A 21,274-nucleotide genomic window follows, 5' to 3' on the forward strand; every position below is an offset into this window, starting at 1 on the left:
GACCATGTATAAGATTTTATTGGCACTGGCAGCAAGCATGACGCTCGCGGCGTGCGCCGTGCAACCCGCGAGTCATGCGGATTTACCGTCGACCGTACAGTCGATAGCACCCGCTAACTGGAGCGCCGACGCGCCGCAAGACAACCTGGATGCCGCCGCGTGGTGGCAGCAATTCGGCGACCCGGTGCTGCATGAATTGGTGAGCTCGGTGCTGAGCCAGAACCTGGATGTTCGAGCTGCACTGGAGCGGGTGAAGCAGGCGCAGTCCGTGACCACGCAGCGTCGCGCGGCGCTTCTTCCGGAGCTTGACGCGACCGGCACCGCTGCTGATGCACGCCAGAACGCGCCGCCGCCGCTGGGCTATGTTCGTCAGGCTGGCTTCGGTGTAACACTCGGCTGGACGCCCGACGTATTCGGCGGCGAGCGCCTTGAGTTGCTGGCGGCACAAGCGCAATTGACCGGCCGTCAACATGATGTCGATGCGCTTCGTCTCGCGCTGGCGGCAAATACGGCATCGGCGTATGTGGATCTGCGCTGGGCGCAAAGCGAGCAAAAGATCCTGCAGGACAATATCGCGATCCGGGAACGTGCGCTGCGCCTGACGCAAGAACGCATGCAATACGGGCTCTCGCCGCGCCTTGACGTCACACGCGCGCAGAACCAGTTGAGCGAGTTGCAGGCGCGTCTGCCGCGTGCCGGCGCCACCATTCAGCATCAGCTAAGTTTAATCGCGGTGTACTCGGGTCGCACGCCGGAATCCGTGGATGCATTAGTGCTCGCGACGCCGGGGACCATTCCGACACCGTCGAACGCGGTGCCCCAGATGCTGCCCTCGGAAGCGCTGCTGCGCCGTCCCGACGTCCGCAGTGCCTACGCCGAGCTCACGCAACGCGCAGCGGAAGTGGGCGTCGCGCAAGCGGACCGCTATCCGAAGTTCTCGCTGCAACTGACCGACGGTTTGCTGGCGTCGTCGTATCTTGGCTTGCCCACGCTCACCGACAACCTCTTCAGCGCGGCGCTCAATGCGACCAGTCCTATCTTCAATGCGGGACGCATCACGGCTGGCATCGAGCAGAGCCAAAGCCGCATGCGTGAGTCCGATCTGCGTCTCCGGCAGACCATGCTGCAAGCGTTGAAAGATGTGGAGGACACGCGAACCGATCTTGTCAGCACGTCGGAACAGGCCGACCGCCTGAAGGAAGCATTGCAATCCTCCGACCAGTCGCTGCGCCTGTCCACTCAACTTTATAAGGGCGGTGCGAGCGGTTTCCTCGATGTACTCGCGGCACAGGAAGCGTATCTGCAGGACTCGGATGCGCTGAACCAGGCGAGGCGTGAACACGCGCTGGCAGCGGTCGCGTTGTACCGTTCGCTCGGCGGCGGCTGGAGCGAAGCCAGGCAGGAGTGACGAAGCAGGAGTAATGCGTAGTGCATGCCTCGGGTAACATCGGACATCTTTTGTGTTCATTTGCTTAACCACCCGCATGGCACTCAAAAACCTGTTGAGACGGCTTGACCTGACCACGCTGCAGCTTTTCCTCGCGGTCTACGAGGAGGGCACGCTGACTCGCGCGGCCGAGCGCGAGGCGATTGCGATATCGGCCGCGAGCAAGCGGCTGCTCGAACTCGAACAGGCCGTGGGCGCGACGCTGTTTGTCCGCCGGGCACGGGGCATGGAGCTCACGCCCGCTGGCGAAACCCTGCTGCATCACGCGCGCCGCGTGTTGCGCGATGTCGAGAACATCGGGATCGAGTTGGCCGAACACGCGACCGGCGTGCGCGGTTATGTCCGCATGATGGCGAACCTCTCGGCTATCGTTGAATTCCTTCCTGAAGACCTGCGGGCGTTCTTCTCGATGAACGAGCGCATCAAGCTCGACCTGGAAGAGCGCCCGAGCAGCGGCGTGGTGCAAGGCATAGCGGACAGCCTCGCCGACGTCGGCATCTGCTCAGGCGAAGCCGATACGCGCGGCCTCGATGTCTCGCACTACCGGCACGACTTGCTGGTCGTGGTGATGCGCCAGGATCATGCGCTCGCGGTCCGCGAGCAGGTCACGTTCGTCGAAACGCTGGATAGCGATTACGTCGGGCTGCATGCGGCCAGCTCCATCAACCTGCGCACGCAAACGGCCGCGCGTCAGGCGGGTAAACCATTGAGGCTGCGCATCCAGGTGCCGGGTTTCGATGGCGTCTGCCGCATGGTGCAGGCTGGTCTGGGCATCAGCGTGCTGCCGCTGAAGGTCTTCAACACTGTTGGCCGTCCGCTCGGACTCACAGCCGTCATGCTCGACGAAACCTGGAGCCAGCGCGATCTGATAGTCGTAGTACGCGATGTTGCCGGACTCCCGCCAGTGAGCCGGATGCTGTTCGATCATCTGCTTGCCGTGGAGCACACAGAGCACGAAGGGCCGAAGGGCGGCTGAGCGTTCGCCGTTCGCGAACGGTCATTGGCGAAATGCGGTTGGACGGGGCGCGTTGCCGGCTCCTAAGCTGTCTTCCAGATTAGGTTTTTCAGGAGACATGCATCATGGCTGGACCGCTCGCAGGCATTCGCGTCATCGAAATCGGCACTCTGATTGCGGCGCCGTTCGCCGCCCGCATGCTCGGGGAGTTCGGCGCCGACGTCATCAAGATTGAAGCGCCGGATAATGGCGACCCGCTTCGCAAATGGCGAAAGCTGCACGAGGGCACGTCGCTCTGGTGGTATCTGCAGTCGCGCAACAAGAAGTCCGTGTGCGTGAACCTGAAGTCACCGGACGGCGTCGATGTGGTCAAGCGTCTCGCCGCGGACGCCGACGTCGTCATTGAAAACCTCCGTCCCGGTGCGCTCGAAAAACTCGGCCTTGGCTGGGACGTGCTGCACGCAATCAATCCCAAACTCACGATGGTCCGCATCTCCGGATATGGGCAGTCGGGACCGTATCGCGATCGTCCGGGCTTCGGCGCGATCGGCGAGGCCATGGGCGGCATTCGCTATACAACCGGCGAAGTCGATGGCGCACCGGCACGCGTGGGCGTGTCTCTTGGCGACTCGCTGGCTTCGCTGCACGGGGTGATCGGCGCGTTGATGTCGATCCTGCGCGTGAAGACCGGGCAGGGCCTGGGCCAGGTCGTGGATGTGTCGCTCGTGGAAAGCGTCTTCAACCTGATGGAAAGCCTGATCCCCGAATACGACTTGCTCGGGCACGTGCGCGAGCGCAGCGGCGGCGCGTTGCCGGGAATCGCACCGTCGAATACGTATCGCACCGAAGACGGCGCTTTTGTGGTGATCGCGGGCAACAGTGATCCCATCTTCAAGCGCCTGATGCACGTAATAGGCCGCACCGATCTCGCCGATGACCCCGCACTTGCCCGCAACGACGGCCGCGCCGCACAGAGCGCACGGCTGGACGAAGCCATCACCGCATGGACCACGTATCATCCGATTGACGACGTGCTTGCCGCGCTCGAAGCGGCGCAAGTGCCATCCGGCAGGATCTATTCCGTGGCCGACATTGTTGCGGACCCGCATTATCAGGCGCGTGACATGTTGCTTGATGCCGCGTTGCCCGGCGGGGTGTCGGTGAAGATGCCGGGCATTGTGCCCAAGCTCTCCGACACTCCCGGCGAAGTTCGATGGCAGGGGCCGGCGCTTGGAGAACATACGGACTCCGTACTGTCTGATCTCGGTTTCAATCCAAGCGATGTCGCACGGCTACGCAGCGAGGGCGCTGTGCAATAAGCGCCGCTGCTCCTATCCGCAGGACCTTCCCTCAACATCACCAGAACACACATGACCGGACGGCCTTCGAGCCAGTCCGGCAAGGAGACGATCATGAGCGATCTTGGCGCCACTGCGGCCGTGCCGCAGGCAAACAGCGAAAACGACTTAAAAGCGGTTATCAGCAAGGTTGCCTGGCGGCTGATGCCGTTAATCATGATCTGCTATTTGTTCGCGTTTTTCGATCGCATCAACATCAGCTTTGCGAAGTTTCAACTGCAAAGCGATCTCGGTTTCTCAGACACCGCCTACGGTCTCGGCGCCAGCCTCTTCGTGATCGGCTACGTATTGTTCGAAGTGCCCAGCAACCTGGTGCTTTACAAGGTCGGCGCCCGCCGCTGGATCGCGCGCATCATGATTTCGTGGGGCATCGCCACTAGCGCCATGGTGCTGGTCGGCAACGAATGGCAGTTCTATGCGCTACGCTTCATCATCGGCGCAATGGAAGCGGGCTTCGCCCCAGGCGTTCTGTACTACCTCACGTTATGGTTTCCCGCGAGCCATCGCGGTCGCATCACGTCCATGCTGTTTCTTGCCTCGGCGTTCTCCGGGCTGGTTGGCGCGCCGTTGTCGGGTCTGGTCCTCGGGCACATGGACGGCGTGCTTGGCATCCGCGGATGGCACTGGCTGTTTCTGCTCGGCGGTTTGCCGTGTATCGTCCTCGGCCTGCTGGTACTCAAGCTGCTGAAGGACCGCATCGAGGACGCAGGCTGGCTTAGCGCCTCGGAAAAGTCACTGCTGGCAAGCCGCATCCAGCGGCACGCTCCTCACTCGGGCGGCGGCAGTTCATTGCTCGATGCAATCAGGACACGCGGCTTCCTTACGCTCGGACTGATCTATTTCTTGATTCAGGTGGCGTCGTATGGGCTCAATTTCTGGGCGCCGCAACTTATTCGAAGCGCTGGTACGCACAACCCGACCACCATCGGCCTGCTGACCGCCGTGCCCTATATTTGCGGTGCGATCTCCATGGTCGTGGTGGGCCGTCTCTCCGACGCCTCGGGCGAACGCCGTCAATTCGTTTGCGGACTGTTAGTGATGGCGGCGATCGGTTTTTTTGCCGCCGGTATCTTCGATAAACAAACGGGCCTCCTGATCGTTGCGCTCGGCGTGATGGGGGCGGGCGTGGTGGCCTCGATCCCGGCGTTCTGGGCGCTGCCGCCGAAGCTCCTGACGGGGGCGGGCGCAGCCGGCGGCATAGCGTTGATCAACACGATCGGGCAATTCGGCGGCATTGTGAGTCCGGTGATGGTCGGACGGGTTCGCGACCTGACCGGCAGCACGACGCCCGCGTTGTACGCGATCGGCGCGATGAGCCTCATCGGTGCGTTGCTCCTGCTGTTCGGTTTGCCGGCGATATTGCGGCAGAAGGATTCGACGGAGGGCCGCGTTTCCCGGAGATAACGTGGCCCGGCGGTTTTATTCTCAGGGGCCATTTGACGCTTTATAGGACCAACGAAACTTTCGTTGTAGCGTCGGGGGAAATCCGGTCGCAACCGGATACGTTGTTAAATATGGACAAGGGTTTGTCGCAATGGGCCAATATAAATAAATCAAGGTGCCCGCGACAAATACTCCCGGTCGCTTTATTCAGTGGATTAGCGTGCTGGGAAATTGCACCTGTTTTTGTCCGGGAGACTTGTTTTCACTCGGCGTTTGACGCGCTAAAACGACTTTAATCGGTATCCAGATTCGGATTCGGCCAAAAATACCGTCTCATACGAAATTTGTGCAATCACAGGGAAATGCGACCGGCGTACTTCAACTAATGCTTTAAAAATTGTCGTGGCACCTGCGCTGGTCAAGCGACTCCGCCATCCTTGCAATGCCGGGCAAACTTCGATTTGCCTTGCCTCACGCAACGATTTAGCGCATTCTTAATCGTTCCGATGCCGATGACCGTCAGTTTGCATATCGGTCTTCAGCAGATTTCCACGACGGTCAGCGCAGTGTGTCCAGCGAGTGCGTTATGACCATCCATACCATCGAATATCGCGGCTATGCATTGCGTGCTTATTCGCAGCAGATTTTCCCGCCGCATGGCGATCCGTTTGCAAAAGGTCCCAAGCGGTTTTCCGCGATTGTTCAGATAGACACCGTACCGTCCGACAGCGCCACGTCCAAGCGCTATTCACCAGCCATCAAGGGTGTCGAGCCGGCCAGCGCCGACGACGCTATTGATCTGGCCATGCAATACGGTCGAGACATCATCGACGGCAAGGTTCAGGCCGGTGCACTGTATAACGCGCGAAGCGGGCGCTTTTCCCGCTCGGTGCGGCGGTTCCAGCCATCTGCGCCGGTGCCACCGTCCGCACCTTCGCAGCCAGGCGGCGCAGACAACGCCACATGAGCGGCAACGCTCGCAGTAGCCACGCGTGACAAGACCTCGGGGCGTCGCGCAATAACTTAAGAACATCATGAACGACACTGTAAGAAGCTATCGCGGCCTCGAAATTTATCCCCTGATCTACCCGCACAAGCCGCGCGGTGCGGACGGTTCCCGCCATTACGACTCGGGTTTTGACGCCGCCGTGAAGATTTCGCGGCGCGGCGTGGATGACAGCACGACCACCAGCCGCGTGTATCGCGTGCCGGGCACCGGTCCGTTCAGCGGCTCGGGTGAAGCGCGCCTGGCGTCCACGCGTTATGCAGAAAGCCTGATCGACGGCAACGTCGCGGGCGAATCGATCGCCGATCTATGAGTTATTCGCTCGATCATCCGCCCGTGGCCTCTTCGCTCGATAACCGGACGGCCGACAAGCCGGCCGGGTGGGCCAATTACAACGTGGCGGCCTCGTCCAGGCGCGCAACGGGCGGCACCATGCCCACGCTACGTATCACGCGGCTGAGCGACAAGCGCGTGATCTATCCGTTTGTCGGCTGCGCGGACATGCCGCTTTTCCCCGACGCACAAAGCGCGCGCGATTACGCGGAGCAATATGGCGCAAGCCTTGTGGACGGTGACATCGCGGTGCCTGAGTGACAGTTGTGGTCGACCAGACAGTACTTGCCGGGCGCGTGGAGCGGCGGCAGTCCACCGCAAATCGGCGAGGGTCGTTTCATTGTGTGACTAGGCGCGGTCCGAAATAGCTTGACACCTTACCCCGCGACACGTAACCTGAAGGTCGAAGTATTCAAGAAGCTCGATTGCTGTTCATCATTCTGCCTCGTTATCTCCGCGGTATTTGTTGTCCTCTCACTTCCTTGAAGCTTCTCTCGCCTCAATACGGGGTTGCATCATTTTTATATTTTCAAGGAATTCTCATGGATACCGGTATCGTCAAGTGGTTCAACGACAGCAAGGGCTTCGGCTTTATCACGCCTGACGCAGGCGGCGACGACCTCTTCGCCCACTTTTCGGAAATTCGTAGCGACGGCTTCAAGACGCTCGCCGAAAACCAAAAGGTTAGCTTCGAAACCAAGCAAGGCCCGAAGGGTCTGCAAGCTTCGAACATTACCCCGCTGTAATTGGTGGTGTAATTGATTTATCGCGTAAGTTGGCTCACGCCAATTTACGCGAGCAGTAAATGTTTTCGCGGAGCTTCGGTTCCCGGTTGCGGCAGTCGATTTTGTTGAACGGCGCCGCTACCACCAGCATTGCACCTGTCTGCCTCTGCTTGCATCTGTTTGCACTTCCACTTTAGTCCGCTTTAGTCCCTCTGCAATCTCCTGCAACTTCGCTGCCACACGTCGCGATCTAAAACGAACGCTAATTGTTCGTTGGCGCGCTTGTGATTTCGGCTGCTTTCTGCTGTTTTTCTGCTGTCTCCTCTGCGAATTTTTAAGGCCTCGTGCCTGTTATCAACGCGTCCTGACAATCAATGTTTGTCGGACCCGCGTTTGTTCGTGTGTATCACTTATGCATAACTCTAATATTTATTTGTACAACGGCTATAAGGTCGTTCCTTCCGCGCATCGTCTGCCTGATGGATCATTCGCGTCGAACCTTTTGCTCGAGCGCCATAGCGGCAGCGAGAAGGGCAACCGCTACCAGTTCCACGTTCTCGATTACTTCAAGAACGAAGCGCAAGCGCTCGGTCATTCACGCCAGTGGGCGCGGCAATGGGTCGACACCCGCGGCTAATCGTTAGCGGCGGGTTGGCGGTGGGTCCCTTCTGGGTCCGCGGTGAGTTATTACTCGATTCATCGAAACGGCTTGCGGTTAAAAGCATGCCCCAGACATCTGTTTTCCCAAGTTCGATCTAGCCGGCTTGCTCTCATAGTTTCCCGGCACGCGCGACAAGCGCATGTGTCCCGTCGGCGCACCATCTGGTGCGCCGTTTTCGTCTCAAGTCCATCGAAAGCGTTTTGCTCTATCGGGACGCCGTTGCGCTTGTCCTGCATCGGCTTAAAAACGAACTCCACAATACCCGTAAAAACTTTGCATATTTACCTTAAGCAACCCTCCGGTACGGTCGTTAAACCCTTTGCCTATGTCGACAAATGTGTGACGGAACATCAGGAAAAGCTTGGCGCGTTTGAGGGTGAGAGCCTCGCCGTCAATGAACACTTTGCGACAGGCACGGCGCGCGGACACGGGATCGACCTGTCCGCGTTGCACTCATACCGCTGCCGGCGCTTGGGGGGCCAAGAACGGCGGCGGCTATTCAGCGCTCAAGAGCCCGTTCGGGCAGGAGTCACCACGTGAATCTCAAAGACATGACCATCAAAAGCAAGCTTATTGCTGGATTTGGTGTGCTCTCAGCCATTGTGCTCGGTGTGTCAGCGATGTCGCTACACGCGCTGAGCAGTTCGACCGATGAGTTTTCGAACTACGTCCATGGTCCTGGCGCGCGGGCCGACGTGGCAACGCAGGTTCGCACTGCAGTCGACCGACGTGCCATTGCAGCGCGCAATCTTGTCCTGGTGACGAAACCGTCGGACCTGGAAATCGAGAAGGCCGACGTCGCGCGAGCGTCGGAAGACGTGCATGCGAAGCTGAAACTGTTGAAAACCATGGTCACGAGCGGACCCGGCAGCAGCGATACCGCACGCAGTCTGGTGGGCGAAATCGATCGCGTGGAGACGCTGTACGGGCCGGTTGCGAACGACATCGTGGCCCTCGCGCTCGCGGGCAAGCACGACGAGGCGATCGTCAAGATGGATGACGAATGCCGGCCTCTGCTGGCTGCGCTCGTGAAGGCGACGGATGCCTACGCTGATTTCACGCGCAGCCGTCAGGACCAGTTGGTGCGCGACTCGGAAGATGAGTATCAGATGCAGCGCAACCTGCTGATCGCCATTTGCGTGGCCGCGATCGCCACGGCATTGGCGGCGGGCGCTTTCATCACGCGCTCGATCACGCTGCCGATCCGGCGTGCCGTCGATGTCGCCAGCACGGTGGCACGCGGCGATCTTCGCAGCCGCATCGTGGTTACTCAGAACGATGAAACGGGCCAGTTGCTCGGCGCGCTCGCTGACATGAACGCGCGGCTGATCGAAACGGTGAGCCGCGTGCGTGAAAGCAGCGGCAGCATCGCGAGTGCGTCGTCGGAGATTGCGACGGGGAACACCGACCTCAGCCAGCGCACGGAGGAACAGGCGGCGTCGCTGGAGCAAACGGCGGCGAGCATGGAAGAGCTGACGTCGACGGTCAAGCAGAACACCGAAAACGCGCAGCAGGCCAGCGCGCTGGCGACAAGCGCTTCGGATGTCGCCCAGCGCGGCAATAAGGTGGTCGGGCAGGTAGTCGACACGATGCACGGCATCAGCGAAAGCTCGGCGAAGATTGCGGAGATCACAGGGATTATCGAAGGGATTGCTTTCCAGACCAATATCCTGGCGTTGAACGCAGCGGTTGAAGCGGCGCGGGCCGGGGAGCAGGGCCGCGGTTTCGCGGTGGTCGCGAGCGAAGTGCGCAGTCTCGCGCAACGGTCGTCGAATGCGGCCAAGGAGATCAAGGACCTGATTGCGAACTCGGTGACGCAGGTCCAGAACGGTTCGGCGCTTGCCAGCCAGGCCGGCGAGACGATGTCGGAGGTGACCCAGGCGGTCGCGCGAGTGACTGACATCATGGAGGAGATTGCGGCGGCATCGATTGAGCAGGGGCGAGGCATAGAACAGGTGAACCAGGCCATCACGCAGATGGACGAAGTGACGCAGCAGAACGCAGCGCTGGTGGAAGAAGCGGCGGCGGCATCGCAGTCACTGCAGGATCAGGGCAGGCAGTTGACGGAGGCCGTGGCGTTCTTCCAGATGGAGGGCACGACGGTTGCGTCACGTCCAGCGGTTGTGCCGATGGTTAAGCCGACGGTTAAGCCGGCAGTTCGCGCTGCGGCTTTGCCGGTCACCAAACGAGCTATTAAACGCTCGCCTGCCGTGTTGGTTGCACCACTGAAAACGGCAGGTGCCGGCGAGGAGGGCTGGAGCACGTTCTAACGCACTGTGCCACTGTCCGGCGGGTGAATGAAGCGGCGCGACTGCGGTCGCGCTGCCTTTAACTGTACCTATAGGCGTTTCGGTGGGCTGCGCGTTTATACGCTGAATCGCATTACGTCCTTATATCCGTATGACGCTATCGATAAAATTATATTTCGTTATACGAATGATTATGGGTTGGTCTCGTCGCACTGAACTCTCTATGTATCGATACGCTGGCTTTTAAACGTTCGCTTGTCCGTCAACGGCTCGATCGCTGCCTCGATGTGTCTTTATCCCTTTCTAATGCCGCGAATTTGCGGTATTCCTGCCGGGCGAGCACGTGCACCCCAGCAGTGCGCTCACCCCGAATGCACCAGGAACTGGAGCCGTCGATGTCCTTATATCTTCTTGCCCTCCTGATCGGCGTTGTTGCCGGCCTCCGCGCGATGACCGCTCCCGCCTGCTTGAGGTTGCTCTCGCTGCTGCCCGAGTGAGTGGCGTCGACGTCGGCATCGGCGCTGTTTCAACGTGTTTTCAACGCAGCTTCAGCTTCAGTATTGGTGCCGCTTCGGTATCGAGAAGTAGGTAGCCAGCATTTCCGCCAGGCGCCAGGTGGCGCAGGGACGCCGGCAGTGGGCGTCGAAGCCTGCATCTTTCAGGGTTTCAATAGGATCGGCGGGCCAGATATTGCTGATCGCGACCAGCAGCCGGCCGGTGATGTCGGCGTCGGGGCGCAGCGCGGCGATGAAGGCGTAACCGGATTCGCTGTCGAGCCGCGTGTCCAGTATCAGTGCCTGGGGCTTCCAGTTTTGCAGCAGCGAACGCGCCGATTTCAGGTTCTGGGTATGCATGACCTGCAACCCCGTCAGCCGCAGCAGCGCGGCGAGCGATTCCCCGATCAGTTTGTCCTGGTGGGCGATCAGTACCCGCGGTGAGCCAATCGGCATGCGTGCCTGCTTGCCGCTCCATAATGCAAAGTGTCTCTCGTCATCAGTGCCTGAACGACTGCTCATGGTGTCCTCCTCATGGTTTTATGTAACGGGACGGGCGCCGGGCCGTATCACCTCCATTGACGGCAGCTTCGAATCCGGCGATGGGACTGCTGCGGAACCGATGAGTCAGTGTCGCGGTTAAGCGTTTGCCGCAAAACCCGGTCGAGGAGGGGACGCGTGCGAATTTTTCGAGGGGGATGCGGACCCCCCTTCGTATCCCTGCGAAAGGGGGGGTGGCGAGACCCCGACATGCCGTTACCATCAGGGTGTGATTTACGGGAATAGCGATGGAAAACGGCAATTTCAAAACGGTGCTGCTGGTCGAGGATGAGGGGCTCACTAGAAGCGCCATGAAAAGCCTGATCCTGGCCAACGAACCGTTGCTCGATATCGATGAGGCTGACGGCTTCGAACAGGCGACGGAGAAGCTGTCCGCGCGCTCGTACGATCTCGTTTTCCTCGACTATCAATTACGGGGCAATTCCACGGGACTCGATCTGCTGAACTGGATCGGGGAGCAGGAGCGCGAGGTACAGACCATCATGCTGTCCGCACAAGACGACCGCGATACGGTGCTGGAATGCATCAGGAGCGGCGCATGCGGCTTTATTTCGAAGGCGAGTGAGCAAGGGGCGGGCGTGTTCCGCGAGGCTCTCAAGACGATTTTGAGCGGCCGCGTGTATTTGCCCAATAGCGTGCTGGGAAAGGGCGGCCACAGCCCCAAGCCGGTGTCCACGCATTCCGGCGTGACGGTGGAGTCGTTGAACCTGCCACCCCGCCTGACCGAGACGCTGCGCTATTTGTTGCAGGGTTTGTCGAACAAGGCGATCGCGAGAAAAATGAATATCAGCGAGAACACCGCCAAGGAGTATTCAAGCGATCTCCTCGCCCGGTTTCATGTGACTCGGCGGACGTTCCTGATCGTGGAAATGGCGCGGCGGGGGATCGAGATGCCGATGGGCAACACGGCGATTGCGGGCGCGCCCCGATAGGCAAGGCTGGACCTGAGAGATTGATAAAAATAAGTGTGATGAGGTTTTGCCGGTATTTGTGCCTCTACAATGGCGCCGAGGTCCTGCCGCCGTGGCAGAACGAGGCCAATACCGGGATTCCACATGCATGTCGTGATAGAAAAAACCGGCAATAGCGGCGCGCTGCTGGTTGCCGACGCGGAAGCCGGACGCCTCGCCACGATGCCTGCGCGTTTCGCCGCGTATGACCTCAATCACCTGCTGGCTGGCATTACCCAGGACAACATGCATGCCGAGGTCGGCTGCGGCCCGGCGGCTGGCGCTGAAGCCTTCTGAAGTTGCATTTGTTGGCTTTGTTGCCTTTTGCCGGCGACATGTGCAGGCGGGCTTGACGACCGCTCGCGCTCAGGGCGGTCGATTCATCTTCCCTCAGCAAGCCTTTGCGGCATCGCCCACCGAGCGCCCCGATATCAGCGACGCAATCTGCCGGCGCAACTCCGCCGGACTGACCGGCTTGCTCAGCACGTCGTGGTCGCATGCAAGCGGCACGATGGTCGCAGCCGGCTCGCCGGTGACAACCAGGCACGGGCAGCGCCGCCCGAGTTTCACCGCACCGAGCATGGCCACGTCGCGTGCCGTTTTTGAATCGCGCAAACGGAAATCCGTGATGATGAGATCCGGATAACGTTCGATGGTGTTCAGCGTTTCCTCAAACTCTTCGAAGCTGCTCGCGGAGTCGAACAGCACGCCCCATTGCACGAGCAACGCTTCCGTCGATGCCCGCACGAGGCTGTCGTCCTCCACCAGCAACACATAGAGTCCGTCCAGCGGCACGGTCTGCAAATCGGCGGTCTCACCCCGCGCACGCGGCGCGGTTTCGCCGAGAGGCGAACCGCAAATAGGCATTTCGAGCGAGAAGCGCGAACCGCGTCCTTCGGTCGATTTCAACTCGATCCGATGCTCCTCCAGGATGGACACCACGGCGTTCACGATCGACAGGCCGAGACCCAGTCCCCGATCGTTGTCCTGCTCGGCGTTGCCCACCTGGAAGAACGGCTGAAAGATCGAATCCCAATGTTCCGATGCAATGCCAATGCCGTTGTCCACCACATCAATGCGCGTTCGCGTGGCCGACCGCACCACGCCCACAATAACCACGGGCTTGGCTTTCTTGCTGGCATCGGCGTAACGAATGCCGTTCGATACCAGGTTCACGATGGCCCGCCCAAGCCAATGCGCGTCGCTGCGTACGTACACGGGCGCCTGAGGCATCCGCAGCCGCAACTCGACGCCGTGCATGGCCGCGAGCGGGCGCAGTTGTTCGGCCGCTTCCAGCACGGCGATCTTGAGGTCGAACACGTGATAGCGCGGCACGACCCGGCCCGACTCGAGCCGCGAGAGGTCGAGTACTGCGTTGAGGAAGCGCGCAAGGATCACCGACGACCGGCCGGATTCATCGATCAGCCGGGCGGCTTCGGTGACATCGTCGTGATGCAGCGCTTCGGAGGCAGCTTGCAGGAAGAGATTGAGCGCGTGCATGGGCTGCCGCAAATCGTGCGTGGCGGCGGCGAGGAAATTCGATTTCTCCCGGCTTGCGGTTTCCGCGGCCAGCATCTGTTGCTCTTTGAGCGCGAGCAATGCGTTTGTTTTGGTATCCTGATCTTTCTTCGATGCCAGCAGGTCCAGGTTCTTTCGTTCCAGTTGAACGTTTGCGGTGAGGAGCTCGTTATTGAGCACGCCGAGCGCACGCTCTGCCGCAAAGCGCTCACGCGATACCCGCTCCGCATGCACGCACACGCCATGACCGATCACGACCACGTTGAAGAGATAGAACAGGCCCATGTAGAAGTCTTCGGGCGAGAGAATCCTGATGGTGAGCTGTAGCAGGATGATCGATGAAAACGTGACCACGGCAGCCGTCAGCGCCACCCTCGACTTCAGGTAGAAGAAGCCGAACTGGAAGAAAAACACAAGGTAGAGGCCAACGAAATACCACGTGTAATTGAACGGTCCCGGCGACAAAGCCACCAGCAGAAGCAGTATCAGATTGCAGCCGTAGACGCCGGTGAGGATCACGCGCTGGGACGTGGCATGCGTCGCGAACGAGGCCCTCAAGGTCAGGCTGCCCACGAACACCAGCAACACAATGCCGGCCAGCCGCAGCGCCATGATCTGCATGAAGACGGGGGCTAGTACCGCGCTTTCGCGCCCGAAGTTGAAGTCGTACCAGAGAAAGCAGACCCATACGGTCAGCGCGAGCAGCGCCGATGCACGGCGAAATGCGCAGAAACGACGGCTGTGGTCTTCGAGGAACTGGGTTTCGAAGGCGGCTTCGGGAAAGGGCTTCGGTATCGATAGATTGCGGACGAGGCTTAGGCCCGCATCACGCGCGGATGACGAAAAGAGCCGCGACGGTTTGGGCGTGGCGATGTCGGCAACATGCTCGGGAACGTCCATGATTCGCTCACTCGAAAAAGGGCGTGATCGATTACTTTAGCTGACCGCGCGCCTGATGCAAACATCGTTTTTTACTAAGTATCCCTGGTGCTTACCGTCCATGACTGCATGTCATGGGCTTGATGACCGGCGCGCGCTCGCTAACGGCAAGCGCTCACGCTACGCTCGCTTTCAGGTTTGCCAGATCGATATTCTTCCAGTTGTTATTCGTCTGATCTTTAAAAGGGTGGCCCCATGTCACGCATTTTCATTACAGGATCCGCCGATGGACTCGGTCAAATGGCCGCCCGTCTGCTCGTCGCGCAAGGCCATCAGGTGGTGCTGCATGCCCGCCATGCCGAGCGTGCACATCAAGCGATGCAAGCCGTATCGGGCGCGGAAGCTGCCGTGTCCGGCGATTTGTCGAGTATCGAAGAGACTACTCGCGTCGCTCTTCAGGTGAACCGGCTTGGACACATCGATGCCGTGATTCATAACGCCGCCGTGGGGTATCGCGAGCCGAGGCGTATTGAGACCGTGGATGGCTTGCCGCATGTTTTCGCGATCAACACGCTCGCACCCTACATCCTGACTGCATTGATCGATAAGCCCCGACGCCTGGTTTATCTCAGCTCGGGCCTGCATGAAAGCGGCGATACCCGTCTCGACGATCTGCTTTGGCAACAGCGGTCCTGGCAAGGCGCAAGCGCCTATTCCGATTCAAAATTGCACGACATCTTGCTTGCGTTCGGCGTGGCTCGCCGCTGGCCTGGCGTGTTGTCAAATGCGGTGCATCCGGGCTGGGTACCGACCAGGATGGGCGGCGCTGGCGCACCCGATGACCTGAAAGCGGCGCCGCAAACACAGGCGTGGCTCGCCGTCAGCGACAATCCTGCTGCAAGGGTGACCGGTGAATATTTCTTCCATATGAAACGGCGCGAGCCGAGCGTGGCCGCCCGCGATGCGGGTTTGCAGGATCGATTGATCGAGGCGTGTGAGCGCTTGTCGGGGATTCGGCTACCGGAGTGAGAGAGCACTCAGGGGTGGCGCGAGGGCATGCCGGCGTCGTGCGCCATTTGTTGCCGCTTATAGGGGCGTATTCGGACGCAATAAACGCTGCTGCCCGGCAAACCCCGCGCGGCCACTCAAATCAACTCGGAAATCTCGATCAGATTCAGATCGGGATCGCGGAGGTAGACCGAGCGAATTTTCTGCGTGGCGCCGGTACGCTCAACCGGTCCTTCTATGATCGGCCACTCGCACTGGTTCAGGTGCGCGATCACGTCGTCCAGCGGCACGGCCGCGATGAAGCACAGGTCCAGCGCGCCCGGCACCGGCACATGCGCCTTCGGCTCGAACTCCTTGCCGCGCACATGCACGTTGATTTTCTGGTTGCCGAACTTGAACGCAGTCCTTCCCGCGCCGAAGGTTTCAAGCTTCATTTGCAGGACTTCAGTGTAGAAATGGCGCGTCGCGGCTTCGTCGACGCAAGTCAGAACGAGGTGATCCAGGTGATCGATGATGGCCATGTCAGGCTCCTTCCTTGGCAAATGGCTGTTGTGCGGGGGCGCCGCCTGCGTCAACTGGCGGTGCATCGTGCAGGTCGAGCCGGCGGCCTGCTTTGAGGATCTGGCTCGGCACGTCGTGGCCTATCAGGCCCGGCAGCAACGCTGCTGCGTTGAGCGCCGCGGTGAGATTGACGCCGGTGTCGTAGCCGTCCAGTTCCAGCATATGTACCAGTTCCTCCGTACACACGTTGCCGGTTGCACCGGGGGCATAAGGACAACCTCCAATGCCGCCAAGCGATGCATCGAAACGATCGATGCCCGCGCTCAACGCCGCCAGCGTGTTGGCCAGCGCCATGCCGCGCGTATTGTGGAAGTGCAGCGTGAGTTCGAGTGCGGGGAATGCCTCACGCACGCGTTCGCATAGTGCCTTCACCTGTGAGGGAAACGCCATGCCGGTAGTGTCGCAGAGTGTCACCCCATGCACGCCGAGTCCGGCGAAACGCTCGGTCCAGCGCAGCACTTCTTCCACCGCAACGTCACCTTCCATGGGGCAACCCATCGATGTGGACAACGACACGTTGATGGCTACGGGCGTTGCTTTCACCACGCCGATCACTTCGCACAATTGCGCGAATGACTGTTCGCGGCTCATGCGCAGGTTCGCGCGGTTATGGGTCTCGCTTACCGACATCACGAGGTTGACTTCATCGACACCACATGACAACGCGCGTTCCGCTCCGCGCACGTTCGGCACGAGCACGGTGTAGACCACGCCTTCACGCCGCGCGATGCCATGCATCACGGCTTCAGCGTCGCGCAACGCGGGAATGGCTTTCGGCGATGTAAACGACGTCACTTCTATCTTCGCGAATCCGCAGGCGCTCAGGGCGTTGACCAGGGCGATCTTCGCGTCGGTATCGACGAATTGTTTTTCGTTCTGAAAGCCGTCGCGGGTCGCGACTTCCTGGATATACAGGCGTTTCATGGGGCTCCTCATGTCGGATGGCGGTGCGTTATACGGACATGATGAACCTGAGTCGACGGCCTGAAAATCAGTGGATTTTCCATGACCGTTTCCAAATTGGAAAGGCTTGCGCGAGGGGCGGGCGAGGGCCTTCGCACGCAAAACGTTTCGTCATGGCACAGTCTTGGCTGAACATTACTTTGCGGCAGGAGATTTTCCCGATGTCCGATTTCATTCTCGACAATCCGTTTCTCGAATTCCTCGATGCGCGCCTGGTTGCGTGGAAGAGCGGTTACGCCGAGTTCCGCATGCCGATTCAAGCCCGTAACCTCAACCGGCAGGGCGTGTTGCAAGGCGGCGCGGTGGCGACTTTACTCGATGCCGCGTGCGGCTACGCCGGCGTGTATGCAGCAGAAGGCGAAACGGTCATTCATGGTTTCACGCTTTCGCTGACGGTGAATTATCTCGATACGGGATTAGGCGAAAGCGTCACGGCGAAGGGGTTTATCGAGCGGCAAGGGCGCAGCATCTTTTTCTCTCGCGGCGAAGCATGGGTGGATGACAAGCTCCTGATTGCGAGTGCGCAAGGGACGTTCAAATACGTCGGCACGCATGGGAAGAAGTGACTGTTTTTAGCTGCACGCAGTCGAAAAAGCGCCGGTTTCCCGGCGCTTTGCCTTGGCCTTCGACCTTGACCAGCGTACATGCATGCGACGGACTCAAGCCGCCGGCTTGAGCACCACTTTCGTCCAACCGTTGTCGCGCGCATCGAAGTGCTGGTAACCTTCGGGCGCTTTCGCAAGCGGCAACTCATGCGAAATAATCACCGATGGTTTCGCCTTGTCCGCAGCAATCAGGTCGCGTAGCTTGCGGTTGTACGCCTTGACGTTGGCCTGCCCCGTCGCAATGTGCTGGCCCTTCATCCACATCGTACCGAAGTCGAAGGCGAGCTGACCCTTCTGCATCAGCTTGTCCTCCGACTTCGGATCTTCCGCCACGAACACGCCCACCACGCCGATACCCCCTGTCGCCCGCACCGACTTGACGAGGTTGTTCATCGTCAGGTTCGGCACTTCATGGCCCTTGCAACTGCATTGATAACCGACGCACTCGCAGCCCCGGTCCGCGCCTTCGCCACCGGTCATCTCCAGGACCTGCTCGACCGATGAACCGTCGCTGTCGTCAATGGGGATCGCGCCGATCTTCTCCGCCAGCCTGAGGCGGTCGGGGTGTGAATCGACGACCATCACCTTGCTCGCGCCTTTGATGGACGCCGACATTGCGGCCATCAATCCGACCGGCCCGGCGCCATAGATAACCACGCTGTCGCCCGGTTCCACGCCGGCCAGCACGGTCGCGTGGTAACCGGTCGGAAAGATGTCGGATAGCATCACGTAGTCGTTTTCCTTCTCCTCGGCATCGGGTGGCAGCAGCAGGCAATTGAAGTCACCGAACGGCACACGCAGGTATTCGGCCTGTCCGCCTTCGTACGGCCCCATGCCGGCAAAACCGTACGCCGCGCCCGCCATGCCCGGGTTGGCCGTCAGGCAGAAACCGGTCAGGCCCTTCTCGCAGTTCTTGCAAAATCCGCAGCCGATGTTGAACGGAAGACAGACGCGATCGCCTTTTTTGATCCGTTCGACGGCGTTGCCGACTTCTACGACCACGCCCAGGTTTTCATGACCGAAGATGCGGTTCGTTTCCATGTCGGTCCGGCCTTCGAACATATGCAGGTCCGAGCCGCAGATGTTCGTGGTCGTGATCTTGACGAGCACGTCCGTCGGACGTTGAATTTTCGCGTCCGGCATCTCCTTCACTGTCACCTTGCGCGGACCTTCGTACACGAGTGCTTTCATCGTTGCTCCTTGAATGGATGGGATGGCTTTTCCATGGGCTCGCCGGACGGCGGCTGACGATGTATTCAGCAGTGCGCGTTCCCGCCACGGCCTGTCGGTGGGTAATTCGGTGAGCTATTAGGTGAGCTATTTTGTGAGCCGGTAACGATGACGTGCGAACGTCCGTTGCGCGCAGATTTTGCAAGTGATAGGCGTGCTCACATTCATCAGAAGCGCTGTGCTCGCGTCGGCTGCGATGTCGCTTCGGTCCTATCACCATGACGCGATCGTTCTAGGAGCGGGGTTTATGGTCGCATCTACTCAAAGGGACCCATCCAGCGCGTTTCCGGTGTGCCGGCCCGCTAAAAAAACCATCCTGCATCACCGTTCCTTTTCCCGGGAGTCATCGAATGTCGAGAACGTTGGAAGCATCGCCCCCTGAAGTCGATCTGAAAACGCTGCGTAAGGTGATCCTCGCGGCATCGATTGGCAATTTTGTCGAATGGTTCGACTTTGCCGCGTACGGTTTTCTCGCGACCATCCTCACGCGGGAGTTTTTCCCGAGCGGCGACCCGGCGGTTGGGCTGCTCAAGACCTTCGCCGTTTTCGCTGTGGCGTTTGCATTCCGGCCGCTGGGCGGCATTGTGTTTGGCGTGATTGGTGACCGCATTGGCCGCAAGCGCACGCTCGCGTTGACGATCCTGATGATGGCTGGCGCGACCACGCTGATCGGTTTGTTGCCGACCTATGCCGCAGTCGGTGCGTTCGCGCCGTTCCTGCTGACGGTCATCCGCTGCGTGCAGGGGTTCTCCGCGGGCGGCGAATATGCGGGCGCATGCGCCTACGTGATGGAGCACGCGCCGCAGCACAAGCGGGCGCGTTACGGCAGCTTCGTGCCGGTATCGACGTTCTCGTCCTTCGCGGTGGCCGCGATCGTTGCGTACGCGCTCGACGCGTCGCTTTCCGCCGATGCCATGAGCGCCTGGGGCTGGCGCGTGCCGTTCCTGGCCGCCGCGCCTATCGGCCTGATCGGGTTGTACTTGCGCATGAATCTCAACGAAACCCCGGCTTTCCGCGCGCTTGAAGGCGAGCATGACGTGGCGCATGCGCCGCTGCGCGACACGCTGCGCACGCAGGCTGGGGGCATTTTGAAACTGGGGGCGTTCATCTCGGTGACTGCGTTGTCGTTCTATATGTTCACTACTTATTTCGCGACCTATTTGCAAGTGGCTGGCGGGTTGAATCGCGCAACGTCGTTGCTGATTACGGTGATCGCGTTGTTTTTCGCGGCGGCGCTGTGTCCGCTGGCCGGACTGTATTCGGACTGGGTTGGGCGCCGGAAGACTGTATTGACGACGTGCGTCGTGCTGATCGCGACCGTCTATCCGTCGTTTTCGCTGGCGGGGTCGGGGCGCTTTTTGCCATCGGTGATTGGCGTGGGGATACTGGCGATTGGCGCGGTGTTGTCGGGCGTGGTCACGGCGCCGTTGTTGTCGGAGGTGTTTCCGACGCGCACGCGTTATACCGCTTCTGCCATTACCTATAACCTGGCGTATACGGTTTTCGGCGGCACGGCGCCGCTCGTCGCCACGTGGCTGATCACGACGACGGGTAACAACATGTCGCCTGCTTTGTATTTGATCGTGATTTCGGTGATGGGATTGATCGGCGGATTGATGTTGCCGGAAACGTCAAAGGTCTCGCTGCATGGTGCGAGTGCCGTTCAGTCTGATGTTGGTGAGGGGGTTGCTTTTACTGGGGTTAATTAGGCGGTTAGGGGTGGTTTGTTTCGGGTGGGTTGTTAGGGTTCTGGGTTAGTGGTCGGGGGCAATGCCCGGTTGCCAGGTTCTGGGGTTAGTGGTCGGAGTCTATGCCGGGTTGCTGCTTTCGGCCGTGGTGGTCTGCAAGAGTTGGATTTTCTCTTTATCACTGTTAGCCACTGTGCGTGGCGGCACGTCATTTCTTTGTCCAAAGCGACAAAGAAACGAAGCAAAGAAAGCGCTTTCAACCACACTACCCTAAGTGTCCACAGCGTGCAGTTTTGATTCATAGGTGCCCCAAAAGCACGGTGCTCGCCAGAGCGAAGGATGTTTGAACCCCTCCTTCTCGCGAATCCTGACACGAACACGCTTCGCCCCGTACGCTCTCGGGCAAGCACAATTACTAAGGAACCCGCACGGTCTTACAGGTATTTACGGCTGCGGTTTTTTGACAGGTTACCTACCTGGTCTGTGCGACCGTATTCATAGGCCACAGCTTCATGCGTGTTTGTGTTTACTGCTTCAGTTTTTGTGAATTGGCTGCGCGTTCTGTACAGCTATTTTCGTCGGTTACGGCCTTATGCATTCTGCAGCGTTGTTTCTTGGCGGGTTGGCTACATGGTTCGTTATGCGTACAAATTCGGTGGTTGGTCGTCCGCGGATAGCGCGGGGTGCCCCTTGGGCAGGT

Annotated in this window: 20 protein-coding genes; 15 read left to right on the forward strand and 5 right to left on the reverse strand. The window is 59.9% G+C overall.

The window, feature by feature from the left end; all coding sequences use genetic code 11:
* Positions 1-4 precede the first annotated feature (4 nt).
* From ACSQ8V_RS23135 to ACSQ8V_RS23180, 10 genes are all read left to right on the forward strand, one after another.
* The gene (locus tag ACSQ8V_RS23135; RefSeq protein ID WP_436207282.1) at positions 5-1,408 is read left to right on the forward strand and encodes an efflux transporter outer membrane subunit; all 1,404 of its coding nucleotides are present in this window, start codon (positions 5-7) and stop codon (positions 1,406-1,408) included.
* A gap of 76 nt (positions 1,409-1,484) precedes the next feature.
* On the forward strand, positions 1,485-2,423 hold the full coding sequence (locus tag ACSQ8V_RS23140) for a LysR family transcriptional regulator (protein ID WP_436207283.1): 939 nt from the start codon (positions 1,485-1,487) through the stop codon (positions 2,421-2,423).
* A 104-nt stretch (positions 2,424-2,527) separates the two neighbouring features.
* Positions 2,528-3,721: a CaiB/BaiF CoA transferase family protein gene (locus ACSQ8V_RS23145; RefSeq protein WP_436183851.1), complete on the forward strand. Its 1,194-nt coding sequence runs from the start codon at positions 2,528-2,530 to the stop codon at positions 3,719-3,721.
* 93 nt (positions 3,722-3,814) lie between these two features.
* Entirely contained in the window at positions 3,815-5,164 is a 1,350-nt protein-coding gene (locus ACSQ8V_RS23150; RefSeq protein ID WP_436207284.1) for an MFS transporter, read from the forward strand.
* Between the two features lie 565 nt (positions 5,165-5,729).
* Entirely contained in the window at positions 5,730-6,110 is a 381-nt protein-coding gene (locus tag ACSQ8V_RS23155) for a hypothetical protein (RefSeq protein WP_346730439.1), read from the forward strand.
* Positions 6,111-6,177: 67 nt separating this feature from the next.
* Positions 6,178-6,462 (forward strand): hypothetical protein, encoded by a 285-nt coding sequence (locus ACSQ8V_RS23160; protein WP_213762250.1) that lies wholly within the window; start codon positions 6,178-6,180, stop codon positions 6,460-6,462.
* Positions 6,459-6,743, forward strand: coding sequence for a DUF6723 family protein (locus ACSQ8V_RS23165; protein WP_213762251.1), 285 nt, complete (start codon positions 6,459-6,461; stop codon positions 6,741-6,743). The genes ACSQ8V_RS23160 and ACSQ8V_RS23165 overlap by 4 nt, the downstream gene beginning before the upstream one ends.
* 281 nt (positions 6,744-7,024) lie before the next feature.
* Positions 7,025-7,228, forward strand: a complete 204-nt coding sequence (locus tag ACSQ8V_RS23170; RefSeq protein WP_031362000.1) for a cold-shock protein — start codon at positions 7,025-7,027, stop codon at positions 7,226-7,228.
* A gap of 391 nt (positions 7,229-7,619) precedes the next feature.
* A complete protein-coding gene (locus ACSQ8V_RS23175; protein ID WP_213762252.1) occupies positions 7,620-7,844 on the forward strand; it encodes a hypothetical protein in 225 nt (74 codons plus the stop codon).
* A 575-nt stretch (positions 7,845-8,419) separates the two neighbouring features.
* A complete protein-coding gene (locus ACSQ8V_RS23180; protein ID WP_436207993.1) occupies positions 8,420-10,138 on the forward strand; it encodes a methyl-accepting chemotaxis protein in 1,719 nt (572 codons plus the stop codon).
* Positions 10,139-10,671: 533 nt separating this feature from the next.
* On the opposite strand, the gene ACSQ8V_RS23185 is transcribed toward ACSQ8V_RS23180, so the two are convergent.
* Complete coding sequence (locus ACSQ8V_RS23185; RefSeq protein ID WP_213762253.1) at positions 10,672-11,133, reverse strand: response regulator; 462 nt, start codon at positions 11,131-11,133, stop codon at positions 10,672-10,674.
* Between the two features lie 266 nt (positions 11,134-11,399).
* Between ACSQ8V_RS23185 and ACSQ8V_RS23190 the strand changes: the two genes are divergently transcribed.
* Positions 11,400-12,104, forward strand: coding sequence for a response regulator (locus ACSQ8V_RS23190; protein WP_213762254.1), 705 nt, complete (start codon positions 11,400-11,402; stop codon positions 12,102-12,104).
* A 123-nt stretch (positions 12,105-12,227) separates the two neighbouring features.
* Entirely contained in the window at positions 12,228-12,419 is a 192-nt protein-coding gene (locus ACSQ8V_RS23195) for an AbrB/MazE/SpoVT family DNA-binding domain-containing protein (RefSeq protein ID WP_436207285.1), read from the forward strand.
* 93 nt (positions 12,420-12,512) lie between these two features.
* Here ACSQ8V_RS23195 and ACSQ8V_RS23200 read toward each other — a convergent pair whose 3' ends face one another.
* Positions 12,513-14,540, reverse strand: a complete 2,028-nt coding sequence (locus ACSQ8V_RS23200; RefSeq protein WP_436207286.1) for an ATP-binding response regulator — start codon at positions 14,538-14,540, stop codon at positions 12,513-12,515.
* 234 nt (positions 14,541-14,774) lie between these two features.
* Between ACSQ8V_RS23200 and ACSQ8V_RS23205 the strand changes: the two genes are divergently transcribed.
* The gene (locus ACSQ8V_RS23205) at positions 14,775-15,548 is read left to right on the forward strand and encodes an SDR family NAD(P)-dependent oxidoreductase (protein ID WP_436207287.1); all 774 of its coding nucleotides are present in this window, start codon (positions 14,775-14,777) and stop codon (positions 15,546-15,548) included.
* Positions 15,549-15,664: 116 nt separating this feature from the next.
* Here the strand turns inward: ACSQ8V_RS23205 and ACSQ8V_RS23210 are convergent, their stop codons facing one another.
* Positions 15,665-16,048 carry a VOC family protein gene (locus tag ACSQ8V_RS23210; protein ID WP_436207288.1) on the reverse strand — a complete coding sequence of 128 codons (384 nt, stop codon included), beginning with the start codon at positions 16,046-16,048 and terminating at the stop codon, positions 15,665-15,667.
* 1 nt (position 16,049) lies between these two features.
* Positions 16,050-17,024, reverse strand: a complete 975-nt coding sequence (locus ACSQ8V_RS23215; protein WP_436207289.1) for a hydroxymethylglutaryl-CoA lyase — start codon at positions 17,022-17,024, stop codon at positions 16,050-16,052.
* 188 nt (positions 17,025-17,212) lie between these two features.
* Here ACSQ8V_RS23215 and ACSQ8V_RS23220 point away from each other — a divergent pair, with 188 nt between their 5' ends.
* A complete protein-coding gene (locus tag ACSQ8V_RS23220; RefSeq protein ID WP_213762260.1) occupies positions 17,213-17,617 on the forward strand; it encodes a PaaI family thioesterase in 405 nt (134 codons plus the stop codon).
* Between the two features lie 93 nt (positions 17,618-17,710).
* On the opposite strand, the gene ACSQ8V_RS23225 is transcribed toward ACSQ8V_RS23220, so the two are convergent.
* The gene (locus ACSQ8V_RS23225; protein WP_213762261.1) at positions 17,711-18,847 is read right to left on the reverse strand and encodes a glutathione-independent formaldehyde dehydrogenase; all 1,137 of its coding nucleotides are present in this window, start codon (positions 18,845-18,847) and stop codon (positions 17,711-17,713) included.
* Positions 18,848-19,236: 389 nt separating this feature from the next.
* On the opposite strand from ACSQ8V_RS23225, the gene ACSQ8V_RS23230 reads away from it, so the two are divergent.
* Positions 19,237-20,595: an MFS transporter gene (locus ACSQ8V_RS23230; protein ID WP_436207290.1), complete on the forward strand. Its 1,359-nt coding sequence runs from the start codon at positions 19,237-19,239 to the stop codon at positions 20,593-20,595.
* Positions 20,596-21,274: the final 679 nt, after the last annotated feature.

Source organism: Caballeronia sp. LjRoot31, assembly GCF_964253885.1.
Taxonomy (GTDB): domain Bacteria; phylum Pseudomonadota; class Gammaproteobacteria; order Burkholderiales; family Burkholderiaceae; genus Caballeronia.